The 24642-nt window shown below is 55.7% G+C and carries 25 protein-coding genes and 1 tRNA gene; 8 read left to right on the top strand and 18 right to left on the bottom strand.

The genetic code is table 11. The features are described from left to right. Positions 1-202 precede the first annotated feature (202 nt). Together ACP4CD_RS04670 and lplT are read left to right on the top strand one after the other, a co-directional pair. Positions 203-1351, top strand: coding sequence for an AMP-binding protein (locus tag ACP4CD_RS04670; protein WP_426993755.1), 1149 nt, complete (start codon positions 203-205; stop codon positions 1349-1351). Positions 1352-1383: 32 nt separating this feature from the next. Continuing rightward, a complete protein-coding gene (gene lplT, locus ACP4CD_RS04665) occupies positions 1384-2556 on the top strand; it encodes a lysophospholipid transporter LplT (RefSeq protein WP_426993754.1) in 1173 nt (390 codons plus the stop codon). Here lplT and ACP4CD_RS04660 read toward each other — a convergent pair. Next, positions 2531-3124 (bottom strand): TetR/AcrR family transcriptional regulator, encoded by a 594-nt coding sequence (locus ACP4CD_RS04660; RefSeq protein WP_071156731.1) that lies wholly within the window; start codon positions 3122-3124, stop codon positions 2531-2533. The two genes, lplT and ACP4CD_RS04660, sit on opposite strands and share 26 nt — an antisense overlap. A gap of 63 nt (positions 3125-3187) precedes the next feature. Between ACP4CD_RS04660 and ACP4CD_RS04655 the strand changes: the two genes are divergently transcribed. Next, the gene (locus ACP4CD_RS04655; protein WP_426993753.1) at positions 3188-3694 is read left to right on the top strand and encodes an NUDIX hydrolase; all 507 of its coding nucleotides are present in this window, start codon (positions 3188-3190) and stop codon (positions 3692-3694) included. A 1-nt stretch (position 3695) separates the two neighbouring features. On the opposite strand, the gene ACP4CD_RS04650 is transcribed toward ACP4CD_RS04655, so the two are convergent. Together ACP4CD_RS04650 and ACP4CD_RS04645 are read right to left on the bottom strand one after the other, a co-directional pair. Beyond that, complete coding sequence (locus tag ACP4CD_RS04650; protein WP_175463663.1) at positions 3696-4124, bottom strand: Hsp20/alpha crystallin family protein; 429 nt, start codon at positions 4122-4124, stop codon at positions 3696-3698. A 103-nt stretch (positions 4125-4227) separates the two neighbouring features. Next, positions 4228-4304, bottom strand: a tRNA-Asp gene (locus ACP4CD_RS04645). Positions 4305-4367: 63 nt separating this feature from the next. On the opposite strand from ACP4CD_RS04645, the gene ACP4CD_RS04640 reads away from it, so the two are divergent. Next, positions 4368-5027: a class I SAM-dependent methyltransferase gene (locus ACP4CD_RS04640; protein WP_064025004.1), complete on the top strand. Its 660-nt coding sequence runs from the start codon at positions 4368-4370 to the stop codon at positions 5025-5027. On the opposite strand, the gene dmeF is transcribed toward ACP4CD_RS04640, so the two are convergent. Continuing rightward, entirely contained in the window at positions 4990-5979 is a 990-nt protein-coding gene (gene dmeF, locus ACP4CD_RS04635) for a CDF family Co(II)/Ni(II) efflux transporter DmeF (RefSeq protein WP_064025002.1), read from the bottom strand. The two genes, ACP4CD_RS04640 and dmeF, sit on opposite strands and share 38 nt — an antisense overlap. Positions 5980-6122: 143 nt before the next feature. On the opposite strand from dmeF, the gene xseA reads away from it, so the two are divergent. Continuing rightward, entirely contained in the window at positions 6123-7469 is a 1347-nt protein-coding gene (gene xseA / locus ACP4CD_RS04630; protein ID WP_426993752.1) for an exodeoxyribonuclease VII large subunit, read from the top strand. Here the strand turns inward: xseA and ACP4CD_RS04625 are convergent. Next, entirely contained in the window at positions 7466-8542 is a 1077-nt protein-coding gene (locus ACP4CD_RS04625; RefSeq protein WP_426993751.1) for a phosphotransferase, read from the bottom strand. The two genes, xseA and ACP4CD_RS04625, sit on opposite strands and share 4 nt — an antisense overlap. A 389-nt stretch (positions 8543-8931) precedes the next feature. Here ACP4CD_RS04625 and ACP4CD_RS04620 point away from each other — a divergent pair, with 389 nt between their 5' ends. Both ACP4CD_RS04620 and ACP4CD_RS04615 read left to right on the top strand, forming a co-directional pair. Then, a complete protein-coding gene (locus tag ACP4CD_RS04620) occupies positions 8932-12198 on the top strand; it encodes a bifunctional diguanylate cyclase/phosphodiesterase (RefSeq protein ID WP_426993750.1) in 3267 nt (1088 codons plus the stop codon). A 45-nt stretch (positions 12199-12243) separates the two neighbouring features. Further along, positions 12244-13188 carry a histone deacetylase family protein gene (locus ACP4CD_RS04615; RefSeq protein ID WP_426993749.1) on the top strand — a complete coding sequence of 315 codons (945 nt, stop codon included), beginning with the start codon at positions 12244-12246 and terminating at the stop codon, positions 13186-13188. Between the two features lie 4 nt (positions 13189-13192). On the opposite strand, the gene ACP4CD_RS04610 is transcribed toward ACP4CD_RS04615, so the two are convergent. The 10 genes from ACP4CD_RS04610 to ACP4CD_RS04565 all read right to left on the bottom strand — a co-directional run bounded on the left by ACP4CD_RS04610 (position 13193) and on the right by ACP4CD_RS04565 (position 18138). Further along, the gene (locus ACP4CD_RS04610) at positions 13193-13684 is read right to left on the bottom strand and encodes a cytochrome P460 family protein (protein WP_064024993.1); all 492 of its coding nucleotides are present in this window, start codon (positions 13682-13684) and stop codon (positions 13193-13195) included. Between the two features lie 330 nt (positions 13685-14014). Beyond that, a complete protein-coding gene (locus ACP4CD_RS04605; protein WP_426993748.1) occupies positions 14015-14314 on the bottom strand; it encodes a hypothetical protein in 300 nt (99 codons plus the stop codon). Between the two features lie 22 nt (positions 14315-14336). Then, positions 14337-14477, bottom strand: a complete 141-nt coding sequence (locus tag ACP4CD_RS04600; RefSeq protein WP_426993747.1) for a helix-turn-helix domain-containing protein — start codon at positions 14475-14477, stop codon at positions 14337-14339. A 586-nt stretch (positions 14478-15063) separates the two neighbouring features. Further along, positions 15064-15438 (bottom strand): hypothetical protein, encoded by a 375-nt coding sequence (locus ACP4CD_RS04595; protein WP_426993746.1) that lies wholly within the window; start codon positions 15436-15438, stop codon positions 15064-15066. Positions 15439-15531: 93 nt separating this feature from the next. Then, positions 15532-16206, bottom strand: coding sequence for a hypothetical protein (locus ACP4CD_RS04590; RefSeq protein WP_313730249.1), 675 nt, complete (start codon positions 16204-16206; stop codon positions 15532-15534). A 278-nt stretch (positions 16207-16484) separates the two neighbouring features. After that, positions 16485-16811, bottom strand: coding sequence for a hypothetical protein (locus ACP4CD_RS04585; RefSeq protein ID WP_426993745.1), 327 nt, complete (start codon positions 16809-16811; stop codon positions 16485-16487). A gap of 83 nt (positions 16812-16894) precedes the next feature. Then, complete coding sequence (locus tag ACP4CD_RS04580; RefSeq protein ID WP_168032346.1) at positions 16895-17203, bottom strand: hypothetical protein; 309 nt, start codon at positions 17201-17203, stop codon at positions 16895-16897. 86 nt (positions 17204-17289) lie between these two features. Then, positions 17290-17673: a hypothetical protein gene (locus ACP4CD_RS04575; protein WP_071158574.1), complete on the bottom strand. Its 384-nt coding sequence runs from the start codon at positions 17671-17673 to the stop codon at positions 17290-17292. A gap of 38 nt (positions 17674-17711) precedes the next feature. Continuing rightward, positions 17712-17837 (bottom strand): hypothetical protein, encoded by a 126-nt coding sequence (locus tag ACP4CD_RS04570; protein ID WP_426993744.1) that lies wholly within the window; start codon positions 17835-17837, stop codon positions 17712-17714. A 175-nt stretch (positions 17838-18012) separates the two neighbouring features. After that, entirely contained in the window at positions 18013-18138 is a 126-nt protein-coding gene (locus tag ACP4CD_RS04565) for a hypothetical protein (RefSeq protein ID WP_426993744.1), read from the bottom strand. A 345-nt stretch (positions 18139-18483) separates the two neighbouring features. Here ACP4CD_RS04565 and ACP4CD_RS04560 point away from each other — a divergent pair, with 345 nt between their 5' ends. Beyond that, a complete protein-coding gene (locus ACP4CD_RS04560; RefSeq protein WP_313730247.1) occupies positions 18484-18618 on the top strand; it encodes a phage integrase N-terminal SAM-like domain-containing protein in 135 nt (44 codons plus the stop codon). A gap of 928 nt (positions 18619-19546) precedes the next feature. Here ACP4CD_RS04560 and ACP4CD_RS04555 read toward each other — a convergent pair. The 3 genes from ACP4CD_RS04555 to purL all read right to left on the bottom strand — a co-directional run bounded on the left by ACP4CD_RS04555 (position 19547) and on the right by purL (position 24632). After that, positions 19547-20065: a PepSY domain-containing protein gene (locus ACP4CD_RS04555; protein ID WP_426993743.1), complete on the bottom strand. Its 519-nt coding sequence runs from the start codon at positions 20063-20065 to the stop codon at positions 19547-19549. Positions 20066-20126: 61 nt separating this feature from the next. Next, positions 20127-20723: a LuxR C-terminal-related transcriptional regulator gene (locus ACP4CD_RS04550; RefSeq protein ID WP_426993742.1), complete on the bottom strand. Its 597-nt coding sequence runs from the start codon at positions 20721-20723 to the stop codon at positions 20127-20129. Between the two features lie 36 nt (positions 20724-20759). Continuing rightward, positions 20760-24632 (bottom strand): phosphoribosylformylglycinamidine synthase, encoded by a 3873-nt coding sequence (gene purL, locus ACP4CD_RS04545; protein WP_426993741.1) that lies wholly within the window; start codon positions 24630-24632, stop codon positions 20760-20762. Positions 24633-24642 lie beyond the last annotated feature (10 nt).

The following is a 24642-nucleotide window of genomic DNA, read 5'->3' as shown; positions in this document are numbered from 1 at the left end:
TTACAACTGTATGGCCGAGTTCCGGCGATGTTGAATTACTCAATCGGCGCGACGGGTATGAAGTCGGCGTGCCGGACCGGGGTCGTCAAAACCGTGGTTAGCTCGCGGCGCTTTATCGAACTGGCCCACTTGCAAACCGAAGCACAGGTTTTGTCCGAGCAGGTGAATCTGGTGTATTTGGAAGATTTGGCGGCCGGCGTGAATGCCTTTGCCAAAATCATCGGTTTTATCCAAGCCAAGACCGCCGACTATTGGTACGAACGATCACCGCCGCTGCAGTCCGGACGATGCCGCCGTGGTCCTGTTTACGTCCGGTTCCGAGGGCGAGCCGAAAGGCGTTGTGTTGTCGCACGGCAATATTATCGCCAATCACAAACAGTTAAAGGCCAGGATCAATTTCAATCCGCAAGACGTGGTGTTGAATTTTCTGCCGATGTTTCATTCCTTCGGCTTCACGGTCGGCACCATGCTGCCGGTGTTGAACGGGATGACTACATTTTTCTATCCGTCGCCGCTGCATTACAGCGTGATTCCGGAAATCGCCTACGACATCGGTGCGACCATCATGTTCGGCACCAATACCTTTTTGGCGGCTTATGCCAAGAAAGCCCACGCCTATGATTTCTATAACATGCGTTACGTCGTGGCCGGCGCCGAAAAATTGCAGGAAAGCACCCGCCATTTGTGGATGGACAAATTCGGCATTCGGATATTGGAAGGCTACGGCGCCACCGAAACCGCGCCGGTGACCTCGGTCAACACGCCTATGGACTACAAAGCCGGTAGTGTCGGCCGTTTCATGCCCGACATGCTCTACAGGCTGGAGCCGGTGGAAGGCATAGAGCACGGCGGTAAACTGCATGTCAGCGGCCCCAACATCATGAAAGGCTATCTGCTATCGACCAATCCCGGCATCCTGGTACCACCGGCCTCGGTCTACGGCGACGGTTGGTACGATACCGGCGACATCGTGCAAGTGGACGACGAAGGCTTCATCCACATTCAAGGGCGCAGCAAACGTTTCGCCAAAATTAGCGGCGAGATGGTGTCGCTAACGGCGGTCGAGCAACTGGCCGGACAAGCCTGGCCGGACGGCCATCATGCCGTGGTCGCCCTGCCCGATCCGAAAAAAGGCGAGCAACTGGTATTGCTGACCAACGTCAAGCTGGCGACGCCCAAGGCCCTAGCGGCCGCCTCGCCCGGCGTGGCGGCAATCAATCTGCCGAAAAAAGTCATGATCGTCGAACACATTCCGATATTGGGAACCGGCAAAACCGATTACCCCGGCGCGACCCAATTGGCAGCCGAGTGGTTAAACGCCGCAAACACCGACGACGGCGACGACGCCTGACCCTAGCGACTTAATCCTAACGCCCCAAGGTTATGAATAAATCTATCTACCCGCTGTTGGTCGCCCAATTTTTGTCCGCGTTCGCCGACAACGCCATCTTGTTTACCGTTATCGCGTTGGTAATGCAAGCCGACCATCCGCCGCCGTGGTATGTCCCGGCGCTGCAAAGTGTGTTTCTGGTAGCGTTCGTGGTGCTGGCGCCCTGGGTCGGCGGCCTCGCCGACCGACATCCCAAGGCCAGAATCCTGATCGTTGCCAATCTGATTAAGGCTGGCGGAGCCGGTTTACTGTTATTGCAGGTCGAACCGCTGCTGGCCTATTGTCTGGTCGGAGTTGGCGCGGCGCTATACAGCCCCGCCAAATACGGGATATTGCCGGAACTGGCTGGCCACGCCGGTTTGGTCAAAGCCAACAGCTGGATAGAAGGTTCGACGATACTGGCGATTCTGACCGGTATGACGGTCGGCGCCAGACTGGCCGATTATTCGGTGTATTGGGCGCTGGCCTCGACGATCGCGCTGTTTATGGTCTCGGCCGCGACCACGTTATTTTTGCCGACCGGGCTGCGCAAGCCGATTCCGGAGGGATCGAAGATCTTGCTGTTTTTCCGCGAGGTCCGCGAGTTTCTGGCGTCGCCGCGTTCGCGCTTCGCGGTTCTCGGCGCTTCGCTATTCTGGGCCGCCGCCGCCGCGGTACGGGTGATCGTCATCGCCTGGGCGCCGGCGGTATTGCTGATGCATAACGCCAGCGACATCGCCGATTTGACCTTGTTTTTGGCAATCGGCATCGTTGCCGGCGCGGCCTTGGTACCGCGCCTGATTCCGCTGGAACATCTGCGCCGAGCCAGACTGCCGGCATACGCGATGGGTTTGCTGATCGTAGCCTTGAGCTTTACCGACGCAGTTTGGCCGGCACGCGCGGTGTTGTTTTTAATGGGTACCGCCGGCGGGATGTTCATTGTCCCGATCAACGCGGCTTTGCAGGAAATCGGTCAGCAAGGCATAGGCAGCGGCGGCGCGGTGGCGATGCAGAATTTCTTTCAGAACCTGGCGATGTTGATCGCGGTCGGCGGTTATACCGCCGCGGCGGCCGAAGCAAACCAGCCGGCCATTGCCCTGATCGTGCTCGGTGGCTTGTTGATGGCTGCTACCTTCGTCGTGGTCCGGCATTTGCCTGAGACTACGCCACCCGCCAACCCCGAATAAACGTCGACACCAACAGCGACACCGACGCCCGGGCCGAGTCGATCCCGGACGGTTGGCCATGCCCGGTCAGCGCCAATATACTGATGCCGTGGACCCCACTCCACAACGCGCGCGCCGCTCGCCGCTCGGATTCCGCGTCGGTACCGGCATGCAGTTGCCGTATCAAGCTTTCGACGATATCGAACATATACTCGATTTTTTGTTGATACCAATCCGGTGGCGCTTCTTCGCTCTGCATATCGAATATCATCCGCCAGCGGTTGAAATGCTTGGCGGCGAAATCCAAGTAAATATCCGCCAGTTTCATCAAACGTTCGCCAGGATCGCCGTCGGCCGGACAGGCCGCCAAATGCTCGGCCAACTCGTCCAGTGTCCTCGCTTTCAGGTGAATGATCAGATCGCTCATATTGGCGAACACCATGTAAATGCTGCCAACCGTGTAGCCTATCTCCATCGCGATTTTTCTGACCGTCAACGCATTGAAGCCGTCCTCCACGACGATGGTTTCGGCGGCGGCCAAAACCATTTCCTTGATTTGCTCCTGACTGTGTTCGCTTCTTCTAGCCATGTTTACCCTGCGGCAGCGTCAAAAAACCTTTAACATACACGACCTTGGATTGGGAATCGAGTCATGCATCACGAATTACTGGCGGTTGTCGACCAGGACGACCAAGTCGTCGACCATTTACCGCGCGGTGTGATTCACGCCCAAGGGCTACGCCACCGCGCGGTGCATATTTTAGTCTTTAACCGACAAGGCGAGCTGTTTTTGCAAAAACGCTCGATGTTGAAAGACTTGAACAAGGGACTCTGGGACAGTTCGGCGGCCGGCCATGTCGATGCCGGCGAGGACTACGAAACCGCCGCGCCGCGCGAGCTGATGGAAGAATTGGGCGTCAACGCCGACCTGCAAGCACTGTTCAAATTAATACCGACACAGGACTTGGGTATGGAATTCGTCCAGGTGTACCGTTGCCGTCACGACGGTCCATTCCAGTTGGCGGAAACCGAAATCGACGACGGCATCTGGCTAACGTCCGACGCCGTCAGCGAACGGGTCGAACGCGACGATCCGACCCTGACCGTCACGTTCAAAATTATCTGGCGCTGCTATCGCGGGCGGGGCCGCACGGCTTAGATCACTCTACCGTCAAGCGCTGGCCGCTTTTGGCCTTGCTTTTTACCAGGGTCAGTGTCAATACGCCGTTATCGTATTTGGCCTTGCTGGCGGTCTGATCGATATCGACCGGCAACTGAAAGCTGCGCGAAACCTGACCGTAATAGCGTTCGCTGCGCAGAAGCTTATCTTCGTTGGACTGACTGTCGATCTGACTGATGTCGGCGCTGATACCGACCACGTTACCTTCGATGCGGACGTGGATGTTGTCCTTGCTGGCGCCGGCCAGCTCGGCTTCGACGATGAATTCGTTCGGATTTTCCTTTATGTCGACTTTGATCTGGCTAGGCAGGGGATCGCCGTGCAAAGGCCGCACCAGATAGCCGGGACTAATATCCCGAAACAACTCGTCGAATAAACCGCGTTGACTGAATGAACTCAAACTGCTCATCACAATTCTCCTGCTGTTATTAGGGGAAAGCCAATGATACGGAATGAATCGCGGTTTGAAAACAACCGGCGGATAGCCTAAACGGCCTACTGAAAAACGAAGTTGGCGGAGCGGACGGGGCTCGAACCCGCGACCCCCGGCGTGACAGGCCGGTATTCTGACCAACTGAACTACCGCTCCGCTGTTAAGAGCGGCGCATTCTACAGTATATTTGCTAACCGTCAAGCAAAACCAATACCATTTATGCCAGATATTCCCTGCCCGCTTTGCGGCGCCGCATCTTCCGTCGAGTTTCATCGCGACCGTAACCGCGACTATCGGCGTTGCGGTCGATGTCGCCTGGTCTACGTGCCTGCCAGCCAGCATTTATCGCAGGATGCCGAGAAAGCGATTTACGATTTGCATCGGAACCAAACGGACGACCCCGGTTATCGTTGTTTCCTGTCGCGCTTGGCCGCGCCGTTGCAAGAACGCTTGGCGCCCGGCGCTAGCGGCCTGGACTTCGGCTGCGGCCCCGGTCCGGCCTTGGCGGCAATGCTAAGCGAAGCCGGCCACGCGGTGAAGCTATACGATCCGATTTACGCCGCGCACCCGGCCTTGTTGTTACGCCAATACGATTTCATTGTCTGCACCGAAGTGGTCGAACATTTTCGGCGGCCGGCACAGGAGTTCGAACGAATATTCGGCATGTTAAGGCCTGGCGGCTATCTGGGACTGATGACCAAACTGGTCATTGACGCCGCCGCCTTCGCGCGCTGGCACTATAAGAACGATCTCACCCATGTCGGCTTTTATTCCCGAGACACCTTGACTTGGTTGGCGGACCGTTATGACTGCGGCATCGAATTCGTGGCCGCCGACGCCATCATTCTGCGTCGCAATCCCGACCGTTACAGCGATTGACTTCGACCGTGACATGGTCCAATTGGGAGAAGCCGGCCAAGCGGGTTTTGTAATACGCTGGCGACTGGGGGAATTGCGTGACGACGCCGACAATGGCCGCGCAATGATTGGCGCTGAGTCGCCAAACGTGCAGATCGCTGACCTTGGTTTCGCCGTCGGCCTCCAGTTCACCGCGAATACTGTCCAAAAAACCGGTTGCCATACTCTGATCCAGCAACACCGGCGCCGTCTCGCCGACCAGTCCGTAAGACCAAATCAGGATGACCAACGCGCCGACGAAGCCCATCGCCGCATCCAGCCAGACCCAACCGTAGTATTTGCCGGCGAGCAGCGCGACCATCGCTAGCACCGACGTCAACGCGTCGGCCATCACATGCAGATAGGCGGCCCGTAGATTATGGTCTTGGTGGTGATCGTGAGAATGGCTGTGGTCGTGATCGTCATGATCGTGGTGGCGATGATCGTGGCCTTGGTCGGCATGACCATGGTGATGATCGTGGTGATCGCGCAGCAACAGCGCGCTCAACAAGTTGATACCCAGCCCCACCGCAGCCACGATAATGGCTTCGTCGAAGCGTATCGTTTGCGGCATCATCAGCCTTTCGACCGACTCGGCGGTCATCGCCAAGGCCACCATCGCCAACGCGATCGAACTGGCAAACCCCCCGAGCACCCCAACTTTCGCCGGACTGAACGCAAAGGTATTGTCGAATTGGTGCAGCCGGGTGTAACGATAGGCAAAGATGGTGATCATGAAAGCGACCACATGGGTTGCCATGTGCCAACCATCGGCCTGCAACGCGATCGAATGAAATTGCATGCCCGCGCCGATCTCAACCAACATCGTCGTAAACGTCAACAACAACACCCATTTGGTCCGCCGCTCACCCTTACGGTTGATTCTGGCGAAGTTGTGCGGATGCTCCCAACGACTTAATTGATGTACATGCATGACTGGCTTCCCGATTTCCCGATGCTGGCGCGAATTCAAAACCGCATTCTAGCTCAGCCGACCGGCAAACTCCCAGTACGTTCTCGGCGCCAATTCACGATTCGCTTTAAAATGCCGGTTCCGTTATACCCACCTAAATTCCGATGGCCAATCCGTCCGTTTTTACCGTCAGCCAGCTCAACCGCGAAGCCAAACGCTTGCTAGCGCAGCATTTCCTAACCGTACAAGTACAGGGCGAAATATCCAACCTCAGCCTGCCGGCTTCGGGTCACGCCTATTTCACGTTAAAAGACGCGCAGGCCCAGGTACGCTGCGCGATGTTCAAGGGCCAGCAATCGACGCTGCGGTTCAAGCCGGCCAACGGTCTGCAAGTGCTGGTGTCCGCCCAAGTCAGCCTGTACGAGCCGCGCGGCGATTACCAACTGGTCGTCGAACGGATGGAGGCGGCCGGTGAAGGTGCGTTGCGGCAGGCTTTCGAACAATTGAAAGTCAAGCTGTCGGCGGAAGGCTTGTTCGACAGCGTCCGTAAACAACCGTTACCGCTGATTCCAGCCCGGATAGGCGTTATCACTTCGCCGAGCGGCGCGGCGATCCGCGACATCCTGACGGTCCTGAAGCGGCGCTTTCCGGCGATTCCGGTGGTGATTTATCCGGTCGCGGTGCAAGGCGAGGCCGCGCAATTCGAAATCAGCGCCGCACTGGCGGCGGCCAATCGCGATGCGGCGGTGGACCTTGTGATTCTGGCGCGCGGCGGCGGTTCGCTGGAGGATTTGTGGGCGTTCAACGAAGAACGAGTGGCTAGGGCGATCGCCGCCAGCCGCTTACCGGTGATCGTCGGCGTCGGCCATGAAACCGACGTCACAATCGCCGACTTCGTTGCCGACCTGCGCGCACCGACACCGTCGGCCGCCGCCGAACACGCCGTACCGGAACAAGCCGCTTGGCTATATGCCTTTACCGACGCGGAACGGCGCTTGACGCGACTAATGCAACTGAAACTGAGCAGCTCTCGGCAACAGCTGGCTTGGCGCGAAAAAGCCTTGCAGGCTCAGCACCCCGGCGAAAAACTTCATCGCAACGCCCAACGCTTGGACGAACTGGAGCGCCGTCTGGCCCACGCTCAGCAGCGCCGGCTTAGCCAGCAGCGTCAACACTGGTTGCAAGTCGAGGCTCGCCTGAAACAGGCCCAGCCCACCGCCGCATTGGAACGCTATCGGAATCGCTTGGATTTTCTGGAGCAACGACTGGCTGCGGCGATGAACCGTAAACTGGCGGACCTGGCCCAACGCCAAGCGGCGGCGGGCGCCACCCTGCACGCGGTTAGCCCGCTGGCAACCTTGCAGCGCGGCTACGCGATCGTCCAACGTCACGGCGAAACGGCAATCATTAAATCGGCCGCGGATCTGGCGGTCGGCGATTGGTTGGACATCCGTCTGGCGAGCGGACAAGTGGTCAGCGAGGTCAAGCGGCTTACGCGGGGCGTGGCCTAGCGCAAGTCCAGCGCGGCGTAGCTGTCGTGGTCGTCGACGGCGGCGGATGCCCGGCGGATCATTTCCAGATTGGGTTCGGCGTCCATCAGACCGCCGATCGCCAAGGTCACGACCATCGCTTCGAAAGGATAGAGTAGATGGGCACGATAGCGTCGCAGCAAGCCCGATTCGTCGAGCTGATCGATGCCTTGTTCGGACAGCGCGCCGAGATAGCGCTGCAATAATGACCGTTCGTGCGCGCGTCGCACTTCGGGAGTCAGCGCGGTCGCCATAAAGTAGGCCAGATCGCCTATCCCTTCGCCGGCCCTGACCAACTGCCAGTCGAGGAACCCCGGACCCGACGAGGTCCAGAACAAGTTGCCTGGATGACAATCGTGGTGAATCAGGGTTTTGGTGCCGCTGCTGAGGGATTGCGTAATCCGGCGGCGATTCCGGGCATAGTTCAGCGCTGTGCCGTGCAAGCGGGTCGGCACCAATCCGCCGGCCCTCCGCAGTCCCCGCTTCATCAGCGGTACCGCCAGAACCGTACCCATTTGATGCTCGATTTGCTGACTGAAGCCGTTGAGCCAGCGGTGCTCCCGCAGCAAATGGGCGTTCCCCCAAAATCGTCCGTGAAAACGCGCCAGATTGTCGACGACTTGCACGGCCTGTTCCGCCGTCAAGGCCTCGCCGGATTGACCGGCCCTGTGGCCGAACTCGGCCAGATCCGCCATCACCAGCGTACTGCCGCCCCAGCGCGTTTGGGCGGCCAGGATTTTAGGCAATCTCACCGGCAAGGACGGCGCCAGCGCCTTATAAAAACTGACTTCCTTGTGCAACAACCGAGGCAGGGCGGTGATCAGCCTGGAACGCCAGGCCAGCGACGGCGTTTTGATAAACCAGCGCGACGGCACCTCCGCTTGGGCGTCGTGTTGCACGGTAATCCGCCAGCGGGTCGAGGTACCGACATTGACCGAATCGACGCAGACGTCGGCGACTCTGGCCGCCGACACGTGTTGATCAACGATTCGCTGCGCCCATTGTCGGGACAAATGTTCGGGCTTAGCCAGGACTATATTGGGCCGCGTGCTCACCACGCCCCCTGTTGCGCCGGCCGGCGCCACGAAGCCGCATCGGATCGGCCGCCTGAAAAAAATGGGTTCATCGTCGCCTGTCGAATGAAAATTGCGTTGACGCGCCGCCGCTCGAAGCTATCGATGAGGACCGGCGCAACCTAACATTTCTTAACAAAAGCGGCGCATTTTACTATTAGGGTGGTAAGTTACAACCACGAGCGCGCGCCGCGCATTTCGATTGCCCATATCGACCAACAACTTTTGCTAGAATCTGGAATGTTTACAAGCCCTTTTTCATCGCCTCCGGTATCCAATGCCTATCCCATCATCTACCCTAGCGCCGGCGCGTCTTGATGTGTTCGGCACCGAAGTGACGGCTGCCTATCGACTGAGAGGAAGCGGCCAACGTGGTTAAGGCTTTGCGTTCGCCAGGCTTCACGACCAGCCTGTGGTTGACATTGGCGGTTTTCGTTGGCTTTACCGCGATGTTCACCCTGTACGTCCGTTCGGAGAAAGCGATAGACCGAGCCAACGACATCCGTATTCAATCGGTGTTACTGGCTGGCGAATTGCGCCAGTCCTCGGATGATCTGACCCACATGGCGCGCAGCTACGTGGTCACCGGCCATCCGATTTACAAGCAACACTATCAAGAGATTCTGGATATTCGCGACGGTAAAGCGCCAAGGCCGGTCGACTATCAAAATGTCTATTGGGACTTGGTCTTGGCCGACGATCGACGGCCAAGACCTTCCGAAGACCGGGCCGCGCCATTGCTGGACTTAATGCGCACGGCCGGCTTCAGCGACACCGAAATGGCCGATCTAGCCTTGGCCAAGACCCGCTCCGACGCGTTGACCGCGATCGAAAGGGCCGCGATGGCTCTGGTCGATCAGGCGGAGCCGATCGCCGATCCGACCCGCATGCGAGCTAGCCAAATGGTGCACGATGCGGCCTACCACCAAGCCAAGGCGGCGATCATGGAACCGATCGGCTCCGCCTACCAAATGGTCGAAAACCGTACCCAACAAACAGTGAACGAAGCGATTTCCACCGCGATGACGATGCGGATCGGTCTAATCGCTCTGGCCGCGCTTCAGGTGCTGACCTTGCTGTTTGCGCTCCGCAATCTGAACCGAGCGTTGGGCGTTTCGGTGGAAGAACTACACAGTCATATGGTCCGCATCGGCGGCGGCGACTTTCGAACCGCGATTCCGCTGACCGCCAAGCAAGACAACAGCGTGATTGCCTGGCTGGCCGACATGCAATGTCGGCTGGCCAGCCTGGAGGCCGAGCAGCTTCAAGCCGAAATGCGGGCTCGGCGGCTGACTCAGTTGTACGCGGCGCTGAGTCAGTGCAATCAAGCCATCGTGCGCTGCGCCAATCAGGAAGAACTGTTTCCTATCATCTGCCGCGACGCGGTGTTGTTCGGCGGCATGACGATGGCCTGGATCGGTTTGGTGGACGAATCCGCCCGAACGGTCAAACCGGTTGCCGGGTACGGCGACAGCATGGACTATCTGAATCAGCTTGAAATCAGCATCGATCCGAATCTGCCTAGCGGGCGCGGCCCCACCGGGATTGCAATACGCGCGGATCGTCCCTACTGGTGCCAGGATTTTCAAAACGACCCCAATACCGCCACCTGGCGCGATCGAGCAACGGAGTGCTACGTCCAAGCGTCCGCCGCATTGCCCTTGCATCGCGACGGCCGGGTCATCGGCAGTTTTAATTTATATTCAGGCCAATTAAATGCCTTCGACGACGACGCCCGAAACCTGTTGCTGGAAATGGCGATGGATATCGACTACGCGTTGATGGGCTTCGACCGTGAGGAAGAACGCCGCCGTAACCAGCAAGCCGAGCAGTTTCGTGGCTTTATGTTGGAGAGCTTGAATAGCGGAGCGCCGCTGTCGGCGATATTGATCAATGTCGTCACCAAACTGGAGTCCATTATCGCCGACAGCCGTTGCTCGGTACTACTATTGGACGAAGCCACTCAACAATTGCGCTTAGCGGCCGCGCCCAATTTACCGGAATTTTATAATCAGGCGGTCGACGGCTTGCCTATCGGTGCCGGCGTTGGCGCTTGCGGCAATACCGCTTACACCGGCCAACGCACCATCGTTGCCGACATTCAAACTCATCCGTACTGGGCCGCGTACCGCGACATCGCCCGTCATGCCGACCTGGGCTGTTGTTGGTCGGAACCCATCCTCGCCAACGGCAACCGCGTACTGGGTACCTTCGCAATTTATCGAAGTTATCCGGCGGAGCCCGACCGCTATCATTTGCAACTGCTGCAAATGGCGGCGGATTTCGTGACGCTGGCGATAGAGCGTAAGAAAGCCGAGGACGACATTTATTTCCTGGCCAATTTCGATCCGTTGACCGGCTTGCCGAACCGGGCCAGGCTTAACGAACATCTGAAGCTGGCGATCGGCATCGCGAAACGCACTAACGGGCATCTGGCCCTGATGTTCCTGGATTTGGACCACTTCAAGGACATTAACGATACCTTGGGGCACACCATAGGCGACGCCTTGCTGATTGAATTGGCCGGCCGCCTGAAACAAGTATTGCGAGACGAAGATACCATCACGCGTCTGGGCGGCGACGAGTTCATCTTCCTGTTGCCGGGCACCGATGCCACCGGCGCGGCTTGGGTCGCTCAGAAATTGCTGGATACCATCGCCGCCGCGTACCGGATCGATCAGTACGATTTAACGTTGACCGCCTCTATCGGGATCGCCATCTATCCCGGCGACGGCGACGACCTGGAAGCGCTATCGCGGTGCGCGGATACCGCAATGTACCGCGCCAAACAGGAAGGCCGCCACGGCGCCCGATTCTTCACGCCGGAAATGCAGGCCAGTTCGGCCCGGAATCTGCAACTGTTGAATGCGTTACGATCGGCGTTGGAACGCGACGAATTGACCTTGCACTATCAACCCCAAATTGCCTCCGGCAGCCGGCGGCTTATCGGCGCCGAAGCCCTGTTGCGCTGGCGGCATCCGGAATTGGGTTTGGTGTCGCCGGCAGAATTCATTCCGTTGGCCGAAGAGAGCGGCTTGATCCTGAGCATAGGCGAATGGGTGATCCGAACCGCCGCCCGCCAAGCCGAAAGCTGGCGCCAAGCCGGCTTCCCGCCGTTCATCATGGCGGTGAACGTATCCGCCGCCCAATTCAAACAGCCTGAACTGCCCGAATTGGTCGCGGACATTCTGCATGAAGTCGGCCTGCCGGCCGAATACCTGGAACTGGAATTGACCGAAGGCGTGGCGATGCACAATCCGCAAGGCGTCATCGCGATGATGGCGCAGTTTCACGAGCGCGGCATCCGGATGTCGATAGACGACTTCGGGACCGGCTATTCGTCGCTGAGCTATTTGAAGAAATTCAAGGTTTACAAATTAAAAATCGACCAATCCTTCGTCCGCGATCTAACCAGCGACCAGGAAGATAAAGCCATCGTGGCGGCGGTGATCAGTTTGGCGAAGAGTCTGGGCCTGAAGACCATCGCCGAAGGCGTCGAGACGGTCGAACAACTGGACTACCTGCACCAGCAGGGCTGCGACGAAATGCAAGGCTATCTGTTCAGCAAGCCGCTCCCGGCCGAGGCCTTCACCGATTGGTTGCGAGCACATGCCGAACCGGCATCGTCCGGCGATTGATCCCGCGACAACGTTCACGCGCGGCCCAGGACTAACGAGATCGGAATGACGACACTTTATTACAGCCACGCGGACTGCTTAAACCACGACACCGGTCCCGCCCATCCGGAAACAGCGGCTCGTCTGCGAGCCATCGATAGCGCACTGTCGTCAGCGGACTTCGCCAAACTGGTGCGGGTCGCGGCGCCATTACCGAACGACATCGAAGACAAATTGGCCTTGATTCACTCAAAGGCCATGATTGCCAAGGTCGTTGAAGCCGTTCCGGCCGAGGGACTGGTAAAGTTTGACGCCGATACGGTCGGGTCGGCGGGTTCGCGTTCGGCGGCATTTCGGGCGGTCGGCGCGGTGTGCGATGCTATCGACAAGGTGTTGAGCGGTGCAGCGGATAACGCTTTTTGCGCAATTCGTCCACCAGGCCACCACGCGATGCCGGACTACCCGATGGGGTTCTGCCTATTCAACAATATCGCGATCGGCGCCGAATACGCCAGGACCCATTACGGGCTGACGCGCGTCGCCATCGTCGATTTCGACGTGCATCACGGTAACGGAACTCAAGCGGCGTTTTACGCGCAACCGCAAGTGTTGTATGCATCCAGCCATCAGTGGCCGCATTATCCAGGTAGCGGATTGGCGCGGGAAACCGGGGTCGGCAATATTATCAATCTCCCGCTTGCCGCGGGAACCGACGGCGCGACGTTCCGGACCCAATACCGGGAAACCCTACTACCGGCCGTCGCGGCCTTCCAGCCTGAATTGCTATTGATTTCGGCCGGCTTCGACGCTCACCGCGACGATCCGCTGGCCGGCTTGAACCTGCTGGAAGCCGATTTCCGATGGTTAACCGACCAACTCTGCGAGATTGCCCACGCCTGTTGCCGGGGGCGGATCGTTTCCAGCCTGGAGGGCGGCTATGATCCTCGAGCGCTGGGCGCCAGCGTGGCGGCGCATGTCGCCGCTCTAATGGCGAGCGGCGACGCCCAATGAGTGTTTATTGCAAATTGCTCAGCGTGTAGACGTAATCGCTGTCCTTCATCGGCGAATGACAAGCAAAACAGGTCGCGGATTTGTCGCTGTCCAGCATCTTCAAGGTTTTGCCTTCCCAAATGCCGAATCCCCAACCGCCGGTATTCGAGTATTTCCGGCTGTCCTTGACCATCGCTTCGGCGGCGGTGAATGCGCCGGGAACCGTGGCGGCTTCCCAATTCGGGTGTTTTCGTTGATCCCATTTGATTTTGGCGATCACCGTCCCGTCCGGCCAAGGCTTGGTTTTGCCAGCCCGCGCCGCCGCGATGGCGGCATCGTTACCAACGATGGCGCGCACGCTGTTCTTATCGTGGCGTAGCGATACGCCCAACAAGCGCCAGTCGCGGTATTCGCCATGCTCGATTTTGGCCGCGACGCCGGTCTCGGCCAAAGTTTCGCCGCCGACCAGCACTAATGCCGACGCGACCAGCACGCCGGCGTATTCGATAATTTTCATGAAATGCTCCGTTCCGTAAGATTGATTCGGGCCGATAGTCTAACCGCAAACCCAGGAATCGGCGCGATCGGTCAGCGAAACACCGGTATTCGCCTATCGCCGGCTGATGCCAGCGTGCAATACGCGAGGTGTATTGATCCTAAAAAGGGCAGTTGGCGTGTATTGCGGGCCGTTCGTGCTGAGCAACGTCGAAGCATGGACGGCTCGCAATACACTCACCAAACGGGTGAATGAAAAATCCCGCGCGCCCTTCGACAAGCTCAGGACGAACGGGATTTTTTATCGCCAAACTGCTCTTTTTAGGTTGATAGCTGTAGCGACTTGCCGGTTTCAGGGTAATAGTCCATCAGTTCGATGGCACGGCGCGTGGAAACATCGCGCCCCCTTCTTGTTATTCGTCCGCAGTTTCAATGCCGCGATGAGTTCGCAGTAGTGTTCCAGTTCTGCTTTCGGCAGCACCCGTGGTTTGCCACGGTCGCCGCGCTGGACGGCCTTGGGTTTGTGCAAATCCCGGAGTGCGCGATAAACCGTGTCGGTGGAAACGGCGTAGCGTTCGGCGATGGATTTGACCTGGGCAGATCGTTCCGGACTTTTTGGGAGCAATCGATCCAGCCGTTGGCGCAATGCCAACAGCGAGTCGGCGGGTATCGGGCTATGCCGCGTCGCGGGCATTGACACCCTGCTCCGCGGGATAGTTATACAGGGTGCTTTTGGAAATCCCCATGATTTGGCAGATTTTCACAATGCTGTGTTGGCGTTCTTTTAACTTGCCAAGTAATTGCGACTGGGCCAATGAACAAGGCTAAGGCCGGACGGATCATTTAATCCGTCCGTAACGTTTCTCTTACCTTCAAACTTGGTTTGAAACGTTCAGGACGGGGTATATACCCCGTCCCGCTCAAGGACGGGTTGCATACCCCGTCCCGCTCAAGTTGTTGGGGCTGGGCGAATTACCAAGACCAAGACTGGACGGATTATTTAATCCGTCCGTAACGTTTGCCTTACCTTCAAACTTGATTGAAACGTTCAGGACGGGATGCATACCCCGTCCCGCTCAGTTCTAAAATGGCGGAACGCCTGTCGTCTTCCGCCTTACGGCCTTACGGACTTATTGGGGGTTGGCCCGATTATTCAACTCGCTCGTAACGTTAGTCTCGCCTTCAAATTGGCTTCAAACGTTCGGAACGAGCCTTTGCCCGAAGCCGGACGGATTATTCAATCCGTTCGTAACATTTGTATTACCTTCAAACTTGGTTTGAAACGTTCAGGACGGGGTACATACCCCGTCCCGCTCAAGGCCAAATGCATGATTGCAAAATCTGACCCCAGGCTTTTCGTATTGCGGGTTATCACGTATTGTCGTGTTTATTTGAAATAAGTTATCTCAAAACTTTTTTCCACTCACCACTACCCCACTCATATTCCTTCCCTGTAAATCTAATATGCGAATCATCGACAGCGTCAATTATAAGTTCTTTTGGACCAGTGAAAAGTTGAAAATATTTTGATACGAAAGTAAAAAGAGTGGAACCCGGCCCTCCCTTTATCCGCGATTCTCGTAAATACAAGACTCCATTACTTACCCACCAATGCCCTTCAAATCTATCCCCGATAATTGAAAAAAGCACGTCTTCAGCTTTCTCTTTAGGCAATTGCTTAAAAACGTAGGTACCATCCGGCTGTAAATCAAGTACCAATGACTTGACTGAACCATCTTTCTTCCATGTTCCAATAATTTTTGTCTCAATGGTCATTATTTACTATCCCGATTTATTCATCTGGTGATTTGCCTGCGCCTAACACCTAAACTCAGCCACGCTACTTACAGCATCGGCTGGAGTACATTGTTATTCATTACTTTTTCGTGCAAATCCTAGCAAACCAAGCATGCCACTACCAAACAACAATGCTGCTGATGGAAGTGGAACTTCTGGCACATATTCAGTGTAACCATTTACTGCTAACACATTTGACATACCGTCTGGCGTGTAAAAACTGACCGAACTATTCATAACTATATCTTTAAATGCAAAACCGGCATACGATTGATTGCTAGCCACTAGATCTGCAACGTAGTTGGTTACATCAAAAATATACAAACCAAGATTATTTATTCCACCGGTTGTCAATATTAAATTATCTTGCAAAAGATCATCATAAGTAATAATGCCGTCTCCTGAATAACCATGTATTTCCAGTATGGGGGTTTCAGAAAAAACATCAGGGTACGCAGAATACCCAGTTGCAAGAAGGTATAACTCTGCTGACTGTACTTCTGTGACACCTTCTAATGAAAATTCAATGGCGCTCTTGGATTCATATGGAAGACCTAAAAAGTTATTCGCTAATGCTCCACCAACATGTGGCGCACCACATTCGAAGTCAATAGAATCCGGTCTCTCACAGAATGCTGCTTGGTCAGACGCATATATGCTTGCTGCAATTGATGATGAACAATAAAATAGTGCTAAATAAGGTATACAAACTAATTTTATTGTAAGCGCCTTACAAAAAGTTAGCATGTGTTTTCGGTGTCGCGTCCCTGGGTGGATGCTGGACTGAGAGCCATCTATACATTCAGACTTGTTGTTATTCGCTTATTAGACATTTTATTTCTCCTATAGTTAATAAAGGTTTATGCATAACGTGAAGCTAACCGGCGAGGGCAAGCGCAGCTTGACCGAGTCCATTGAGCGAAGCGAACGGGGTTGAGCGCAAGGTTATGCATATGATGCAAAAATTGCCTACTGGTTGGAAATTTACACCACTGCACAAGAATTGCCCTCAATGTGGATTTGACTTAAGCCAACAATCTGTAGAGGCCAAAGACAATAAGAATTGCGCCGAGAACATCGAATGCGACACCAACAAATCTGGGGTTTCTTGGATGACTGGTGATGACGCCGCCAGGGTGATAAGCAGTAGCGCTCATGAGCGCCGTTTGAAGTGGGTGGTTGATCCACTCTCCGAGACCGACGAAGAAACAGCCAAGAGAAATTACTGCGGTGGGAATGGTGGGAAAGGCGGAAAGAACACCAGCGCCTGCGGACAGAAACACAACGAAGCTCACGACCATAAGCACTTGGTACCAATAATCGAGCGCAAGTTTGGAAAGCGGATTATCCATTGGCTACTCGGGCGGAGTTGAAATATGCATAACGCCAAGCTAAGGGGCGCGCAGCGAAGCGGAGCGTCCCTTTGAGCGACGTGTTATGTTGCATTATTCGATTCCTGCTCATCATTGTAGAAAGCGATTCCTGGCTCAAGGGTTTCCAGTCCATCAAAATTTTCAATCTCGTACATTTCTTCTAGATAAAGCATTGGCGGATCATCTTCTGTATTTAAATGAGCCCCTTTTAACCGCTCTATATTCCTTACAAGATACACCGCTTTTAACTCGGCCTCTTCATGGTTGTCCGCCTCAACGTATCGCGTCACATAAAATCCCATGCGCTCAATTTTTCCATCCACTTCCATAAGGAAGTTCTGACCATTGATGATTACTTCATACTTATTCATGTACTTACAACATAACGTAGAATTCAGCCGATGCTTGAAGCGTAGCGGAAAGCGGTCGGCTGGAATGATAAGTTATGCATTGATTGTTACTTTGTTTCGGTTATCAACACGTTAGGATTTGCTGGGTCGTAAAAGAAATAGGTATAGAACTCAACCGGCTTGCCATTATCGAGTTTCGGTGAATACCCCTTATCAAGGATAAATTTCTTAGCCGCATCTACATATACTGGTGGAACAGACACATCAACTGGAGCTACGCCGCCAGATATTGGATCAGTGACGCGGGCAACCCGCACTGAACGAACAGACCCATTGACCTCCACCACAATACCAAAGATTACGCTATATAGTTTCTTGGCTTTTCCTGTAACGTAGCTCGGAGAATTGGACGACTTCGCTAGGACAGTACCGGCCAGAAGCATCGCAAGGATTCCCCAGAACTTTATCCAATTCGTCGTATTACGCCCCATTCGTGGCTCCATATTGGTTGACTGCATAACGAATAGAGTTAACCTGCCAAAGCGGAGCGAAGCGGAGTTTTGGTCAGGTTTAACGACTGGTTAAATGCCTTGATGACATTTCCAAACAATAATTTTGATTCAAGCAAAGAAACACGAATGACGCTGAAAATCATGGCTTAACCTGGAGGGAAAAACCTTGTCTGGTTGAACGCATGTTAACCTGCAAGGTTTTTCCTCCAGGTAATAACATATTTTCATGATTTCTTCAGCCATTATTTGCTATTTCTTTACGATAAATTAATTGCTTTCCAAGCCTTTCGAGATTGGCCCCGCATTTAACGAATAGAGTTAACCTGCCAAAGCGGAGCGAAGCGGAGTTTTGGTCAGGTTTAACGACTGGTTAAATGCCTTGATGACATTTCCAAACAATAATTTTGATTCAAGCAAAGAAACACGAATGACGCTGAAAATCATGGCTTAACCTGGAGGGAAAAACCTTGTCTGGTTGAACGCATGTTAACCTGCAAGGTTTTTCCTCCAGGTAATAACATATTTTCATGATTTCTTCAGCCATTATTTGCTATTTCTTTACGATAAATTAATTGCTTTCCAAGCCTTTCGAGATTGGCCCCGCATTTAACTATTGATTATCAGGCAAATCTGCCCGTATAACCTGATATTCACCGCCTTTTCAGGCACTTTTGCCTGCGTATCCGTAAAAGTGGGCATGTTTGCCTCGATAACTTGATATTGGCGGCCAATTCAGGCAACCTTGCCTGCGTATTAAATTCGCCGCTGACTTTATCAGGTAGGTGTTTTGTGTCAAGCACCAAATTGCCAAGCTTATTGGACGATGTGCGTCGCGTGATGCGGTTGAAACATTATTCCTTGCATACCGAACGTAGTTACTGCGATTGGATCAAGCCGTTCATTAAGTTTCACCGGATGACCTGAGCAGGCCGGGGTTTGTAACCCCGGCCTAAGCGTTTCAAACCAACCTTGCAACGGTTCAAACGTGATGGGCGGGTTTACAAAACCCGTCCGGTGCGAGGGCAGGGTTTACCTCGGATTAGGTATTGTTTAACCCATTCATCCCTGCTTCTGTTGTCAGATAGAAACGATGCGGCCGAAAAGATAATTTGCCGAGTAAATTACCTGGACAGCGGAGAAAATAACTCGGCCAATGCCGCTGAAAACCTCAGCGTTCTATTGCGGAAATAGACGAGGCTCCAGTAAACAGGCAAGGCGCTCTGTTGATAATGGACGGTTCGGTTTTTGATTGCCGGCAATCTCAGGTAATCAGGCAGCGTTCTGTTATGGAAGTCCGCAATTCTATTGCGGATATGGACTTTTCTATTTCCGAACTCCGGGTTTCCATGTTGAAAAAGCAATGGCCTCGAATTGCCAAGGAAAAGTTTGATTTGGAACTCGGCTGCCGCACATCAAAAACAGGACGTTGCACGTCCAAAAGAGAAACGTCCATATCCATCAGACAAGGCTGCTGAAATTGAGTCGGGCACTGGAGAAAAAACCGAGGACGCTGGAGAAAATATCTCGGTGCGTCCCAGGCAAAGACCGGCTCGCCGATATTCATCACAGACCGGCCGGGAAAATAAATCGGCCACTGCGTTTTGATGAATAAATAGTGTTGGATTGTATGCTTTCAGCAGCCCAACGTTCGACGCCAGGGCTTTTGATTGCAAGCCGCTACAGGTAGCGAACCGAAGCCGGCAAGGCCAGCTTGGGCGTTAAGTATTACTCCGGCTATTCAATCGGATATAGAATGGTACCGTGTGGACTTTACGGCAAAATTGGGCTCATCGAATGAACCCGAGGAGACAGAGCGCAACGGTTCGAACCCAACCGCCGCGCTCGGGAAAATTTAACGCAGCTCGTCGCTTTCTTCGCCGATTTCCCACTCTTCGGTCGCGGTTTCGATAATTTTGCCGGATGCGGCGTCGACTTCGACTTTAGTTTCCACGCCTTTGTCGCCGACGACATCGAATTCATAAGAAGACGCGCCGTTTTCCTCGACTTCGTATTCCACTTCCTGGATAGTACCGGGATGAGCTTTCAGTACCGTGGCAGCGGCATCTTCCTCGGTAACCTTGACGTTTTTCTTGAAGCTGCTGGTGTTAGGATCGGCGACTTCGGTTTCACGTTCGGTGATTTTGCCGCTATCGGCATCGCAAACAAACTCCCATTCGGTCCGATTGGCGTCGCGAACTTCGACTTCGTAAGCGCCTTTGCCGGCAATATTGAGTTTTTCCAGCTTCAACAATTCGCCTGCTTTGTCCTTTTTGACCGCCTGCAAACAATTTTCCAAGCCTTGGTCGAGCGCGGCGCTGGCACCTGCGAAAATCAGCAAAGCAACGGCGATTCCAATTTGTGACTTATTCATGACATCCTCCCAAAGGTTGTTAAAAAGGAATAATTCCCGATTTACGGGAATTATAGCCAATTTAACCCACGAGGCCATGTCTTTTTGCGCAGGCAACGATGGCCGGCCGGCCGGACAGTCCGAGCTTAAGTTTGATTTGGGTCTGCGTGTTCGAGACCGTCTTACGACTGACACCCAATTGAACCGCAATTTCAGCCAGCGATTTACCGTCGGCCAAGAGGCAAAAGACATCGTATTCGCGCGAACTCAACGCGCTGAACGGTTCGAGGATTTTTTTCAGCTGACGCAAGGCCAACATTTGCGCGATACGCTGATCGATAAAATAGCCGCCGGCCGCGATCTGAACCAGAATCCGCGCCAGTCTGTCGGCCGGCAGCGGCGCCAGCAGAACACCCAACGCACCGTTAGCCAAGCAACTCAAGGCGTCGTCGACCGACATCGCAATCACCGCCGCGATCTTGCAATCGGGATACGTGGATGCCAGAGTTCTAATCCGGGTCGGTAGTCCCGCGCCCGCCAATAATACGATGTCGGCATGGTCCGTCGTTATACCGTCCTCCGGCGACAGGGCGATGCCCCGCGCCGCCAACGCCGCGACATCGATGCCCAAAGCCTCGGCTTCGGCGCCGCTCAAGACCGCCCGCAATGTCACGGACATGCGCCGAACCGGCTAAGCGAACCCAACCAACCGAAACTAGCCGACCCAAACCCGCGCATTTCGAAACATTCGCAACCAGGCGCCGTCTTCGCGCCAGTCGGCCGGATGCCAGGAATTCTGCACCGCTCTAAAGCAGCGTTCGGGATGCGGCATCATGACGGTGAAGCGACCGTCACTAGACGTCAGGCCGGTAATGCCGAACGGCGATCCGTTCGGATTCGCGGGGAATGCTCCGGTTGCTTGGCCGGCGTTGTCCACATAGCGCACGGCGATCAGCCCGTCACATGGTTCCTGTTCGCCAAACACCGCCCTACCCTCGCCGTGCGCCACCACCACCGGCAGCCGGGAACCGGCCATGCCGTCGAAGAAAATCGACGGCGACGCGGCAATTTCGACCATCGCGACGCGAGCCTCGAACTGCTCCGACAAGTTACGTTTGAAGGCCGGCCAATGCGCCGCACCGGGGATAATGTCCTTCAAGCCCGACATCATCTGACAGCCGTTGCAGACGCCCAGGCCAAAGGTATCCGGGCGGGCGAAGAAGGCGGCGAATTCGTCGCGCGCCTTCGGATTGAACAATATCGATTTCGCCCAACCGCCGCCGGCGCCGAGTACGTCGCCGTAAGAAAAACCGCCGCAGGCCACTAAACCCTTGAAGTCACTCAGACTAAGCCGACCGGCGATAATGTCGGTCATGTGCACGTCGATCGCGGCAAAGCCGGCACGGTCGAAAGCCGCCGCCATTTCGACGTGGCCATTCACGCCTTGTTCGCGCAAGATGGCGACTTTGGGGCGCTCGGCATGCACGAATTGAGCGCTGATATCGTCGTTGATATCGTAGGTCAACACCGCCGACAAGCCGGGATCGCCGTCATCGGCAATACGTTCAAATTGCTGTTCGGCGCAATCCGGATTGTCGCGGAGCGCTTGCATCCGGTAGCTGACTTGCGACCAAGTTTGCTGCAATTCGGCGCGCGTCGCACCGTAAAGCTGTTGTCCCGCCTTGAATATCCGCAATTGCTGACCGTCGACGACGCGACCGACCACATGGCTGCAATCGTCCAGACCGGCTTGGTCCAGCAGGCGAGCAACGTGGTTATAGTCGCTATTTTTGACCTGTAATACCGCGCCCAATTCTTCGTTGAACAGCGCCGCTAACGCGTCGCCCGGCAAATCGGACAAATCCAGATCGACACCCTGGCGGCCGGCGAACAGCATTTCGGCGACTGTCGCCAACAGACCGCCGTCGGCGCGGTCGTGGTAGGCCAAGATCAGGCCTTTGTCGTTCAAGGTTTGGATCGTTTCGAAGAAACGTTTGAACAATACCGCATCGTCCAGATCCGGCGCTTGGTTGCCGAGCTGACAATAAACCTGAGCCAGAACCGAGCCGCCGAGACGATTTTTGCCGAATCCCAAGTCTATCAGCAACAGTACGCTATCTTCGGCCTTCAGTTCGGGGGTCAAGGTGGTACGGATGTCCGTGACCGGCGCGAACGCGGTAATGATCAACGACAGCGGCGCCGTCATGGAGTTATCCGTTTGACCGTCGTGCCAGACCGTCTTCATCGACAGCGAATCCTTGCCGACCGGAATCGCGATGCCCAGCTCCGGGCACAATTCCATGCCGACCGCCCTGACGGTATCGAACAATGCCGCGTCTTCGCCGGGGCTGCCGCAGGCTGCCATCCAGTTCGCGGATAATTTGACATCGCTCAGATTGGCTATGCGCGCGGCGGCCAGATTGGTCAGCGCTTCGCCGATCGCCATCCGGCCGGATGCCGGGCCGTCGATCAGCGCCAGCGGCGTGCGTTCGCCCATCGCCATCGCTTCGCCGGTATAAGCGTAAAAGCCCGACGCGGTGACCGCGACGTCGGCACACGGTACCTGCCAGGGACCGACCATTTGGTCGCGCGCCACCAGCCCGGTCACCGAGCGGTCGCCGATATGGATCAGGAAACTCTTGTCGGCCACGGCCGGGAAAGTCAGCACGCGCTTGATCGCGTCGGCCATTTCGACCTGTTCCAGCGATAAATCGGGCAGATTTTTACTGATACGTTGCACATCGCGATGCATTTTCGGCGGCTTACCGAACAGCACCGACATCGGCAGATCGATAGGTGTAGACGTTCCGAACCATTCGTCGCTCAAACTCAAATGTTCTTCGTCGGTGGCGTGGCCGATCACCGCGTACAAACAATGCTCGCGTTGGCAGAATGATTCGAACAAATCCAAAGATTCCGGTTTGATCGCCACCACGTAGCGTTCCTGGGCCTCGTTGCACCAGATTTGCATCGGCGACATGCCTTTGTCGGCATTCTGCACCTTGCGCAGCTCGAAGCGACCGCCGCGATCGCAGTCGTGGATGATCTCCGGCACCGCGTTGGACAAACCGCCGGCGCCGATGTCGTGAATCGAGACAATCGGAGTGCGCTCGCCCAGCGAATTGCAGTGGTTGATCACTTCCTGACAACGGCGCTGCATCTCCGGGTTTTCCCGTTGCACCGACGCGAAATCCAGTTCCGCCGCGCTGGCGCCGGAGCTTTGCGACGAGGCCGCGCCGCCGCCCAGGCCAATCAACATCGCCGGGCCACCCAAAATGACGATCAAGGCCCCGGTAGGGATCGCTTGCTTTTCGACCAGCATCGGCCGGATGTTACCCAAGCCGCCGGCGATCATGATCGGTTTATGATAGCCGCGATATTGTCCGGCTTGACCGGTTTCGGCCGGCTGCTCGAAGCTGCGGAAATAGCCGGCGATGTTGGGCCGGCCGAATTCGTTGTTGAACGCCGCGCCACCGATCGGGCCGTCCAGCATGATGTCGAGCGCCGAGGCGATGCGTTCCGGCTTGCCGAGGTCGGTCTCCCAGGGCTGCGGGAAACCGGGAATTTTCAAATGGGACACGCTAAAGCCGGTCAAACCGGCCTTGGGCGCGGAACCGCGGCCGGTGGCGCCTTCGTCGCGTATCTCGCCGCCGGAACCGGTCGCGGCGCCGGGGTGCGGCGAAATCGCGGTCGGGTGGTTATGGGTCTCGACCTTCATCAAAATATGCGCGGCTTCCTCGACATAGCCGTAACGATGGCTGTGCGCGTCGCGAATAAACACTTGCGCGCTAGGTCCTTCCAGCACCGAGGCATTATCCTTGTAAGCCGACAGTACGCCTTGCGGATGCAGATTGTGGGTGTTGCGGATCATCGCGAACAGCGATTTGGCCTGTTCTTCGCCGTCTATCGTCCAGCTGGCGTTGAAAATTTTGTGGCGGCAGTGCTCGGAGTTCGCCTGGGCAAACATCATCAGTTCCACGTCGGTCGGATTGCGGCCAAGCTTTGTGAAACTGTCGGTCAGATAATCGATTTCGTCGGCCGACAATGCCAGACCCAATTCGACGTTGGCTTGCTCCAGCGCGGCACGGCCGCGTTCGATTATCGCCACGGTTTGCAGCGGTTTGGGTTCGTGTTCGGCAAACAGAGTCAGTTCGGCAAGATTCGTGACGACTTGCTGGGTCATCCTGTCGTGCAGCGCGGCCGTCAACGCGGCTATGTCCGATTCGTCAAACGGTGAGCTAGTCGTGAACGCGTATTCGATACCGCGCTCAATCCGCTTGACCGAGGTCAATCCGCAGCGTTCGGCGATCTCCGAGGCTTTGCTGGACCATGGCGAAATAGTTCCCAGCCTGGGTACGACGCAAACCCGATTCATCGGCTCAGCCGGCCAAGCCTCATGACGATCGCCATAATCCAACAAGCGTTCCAGCATCGCCCGTTGGTCAGTATCCAGATCGGCCGCTAATTGCACGAAGTGCAGATAACGGGCCGCGACGGCGGTCACTTGGGGCTGCTGAGCTTGCAAGACGCTGAGTAGTTTTTCGATTCGAAAACGGGACAGTGCGGAGCTACCGGGTAGGGTCAACATGGGCATGTAC

This window comes from Methylomonas stagni, from assembly GCF_050154735.1.
GTDB lineage: Bacteria > Pseudomonadota > Gammaproteobacteria > Methylococcales > Methylomonadaceae > Methylomonas > Methylomonas koyamae_A.
The sequence above is the reverse complement of the archived record's forward strand: the minus strand, read 5'-3'. Positions and strand labels throughout refer to the sequence as shown.

Excerpts from the sequence above, each read along its gene's own strand:
- ACP4CD_RS04640 (WP_064025004.1), top strand. The coding sequence starts at position 4,368 with ATGCCAGATATTCCCTGCCCGCTTTGCGGCGCCGCATCTTCCGTCGAG.
- ACP4CD_RS04655 (WP_426993753.1), top strand. The coding sequence starts at position 3,188 with ATGCATCACGAATTACTGGCGGTTGTCGACCAGGACGACCAAGTCGTC.
- ACP4CD_RS04650 (WP_175463663.1), bottom strand. The coding sequence starts at position 4,124 with ATGAGCAGTTTGAGTTCATTCAGTCAACGCGGTTTATTCGACGAGTTG.
- ACP4CD_RS04570 (WP_426993744.1), bottom strand. The coding sequence starts at position 17,837 with ATGATTTTCAGCGTCATTCGTGTTTCTTTGCTTGAATCAAAATTATTG.
- ACP4CD_RS04555 (WP_426993743.1), bottom strand. The coding sequence starts at position 20,065 with ATGAATAAGTCACAAATTGGAATCGCCGTTGCTTTGCTGATTTTCGCA.
- xseA (WP_426993752.1), top strand. The coding sequence starts at position 6,123 with ATGGCCAATCCGTCCGTTTTTACCGTCAGCCAGCTCAACCGCGAAGCC.
- ACP4CD_RS04585 (WP_426993745.1), bottom strand. The coding sequence starts at position 16,811 with ATGGATAATCCGCTTTCCAAACTTGCGCTCGATTATTGGTACCAAGTG.
- ACP4CD_RS04550 (WP_426993742.1), bottom strand. The coding sequence starts at position 20,723 with ATGTCCGTGACATTGCGGGCGGTCTTGAGCGGCGCCGAAGCCGAGGCT.
- ACP4CD_RS04660 (WP_071156731.1), bottom strand. The coding sequence starts at position 3,124 with ATGGCTAGAAGAAGCGAACACAGTCAGGAGCAAATCAAGGAAATGGTT.
- ACP4CD_RS04590 (WP_313730249.1), bottom strand. The coding sequence starts at position 16,206 with ATGCTAACTTTTTGTAAGGCGCTTACAATAAAATTAGTTTGTATACCT.
- ACP4CD_RS04580 (WP_168032346.1), bottom strand. The coding sequence starts at position 17,203 with ATGAATAAGTATGAAGTAATCATCAATGGTCAGAACTTCCTTATGGAA.
- ACP4CD_RS04565 (WP_426993744.1), bottom strand. The coding sequence starts at position 18,138 with ATGATTTTCAGCGTCATTCGTGTTTCTTTGCTTGAATCAAAATTATTG.
- ACP4CD_RS04615 (WP_426993749.1), top strand. The coding sequence starts at position 12,244 with ATGACGACACTTTATTACAGCCACGCGGACTGCTTAAACCACGACACC.
- lplT (WP_426993754.1), top strand. The coding sequence starts at position 1,384 with ATGAATAAATCTATCTACCCGCTGTTGGTCGCCCAATTTTTGTCCGCG.
- ACP4CD_RS04575 (WP_071158574.1), bottom strand. The coding sequence starts at position 17,673 with ATGGGGCGTAATACGACGAATTGGATAAAGTTCTGGGGAATCCTTGCG.
- ACP4CD_RS04670 (WP_426993755.1), top strand. The coding sequence starts at position 203 with ATGCCTTTGCCAAAATCATCGGTTTTATCCAAGCCAAGACCGCCGACT.
- purL (WP_426993741.1), bottom strand. The coding sequence starts at position 24,632 with ATGTTGACCCTACCCGGTAGCTCCGCACTGTCCCGTTTTCGAATCGAA.
- ACP4CD_RS04610 (WP_064024993.1), bottom strand. The coding sequence starts at position 13,684 with ATGAAAATTATCGAATACGCCGGCGTGCTGGTCGCGTCGGCATTAGTG.
- dmeF (WP_064025002.1), bottom strand. The coding sequence starts at position 5,979 with ATGCATGTACATCAATTAAGTCGTTGGGAGCATCCGCACAACTTCGCC.
- ACP4CD_RS04595 (WP_426993746.1), bottom strand. The coding sequence starts at position 15,438 with ATGACCATTGAGACAAAAATTATTGGAACATGGAAGAAAGATGGTTCA.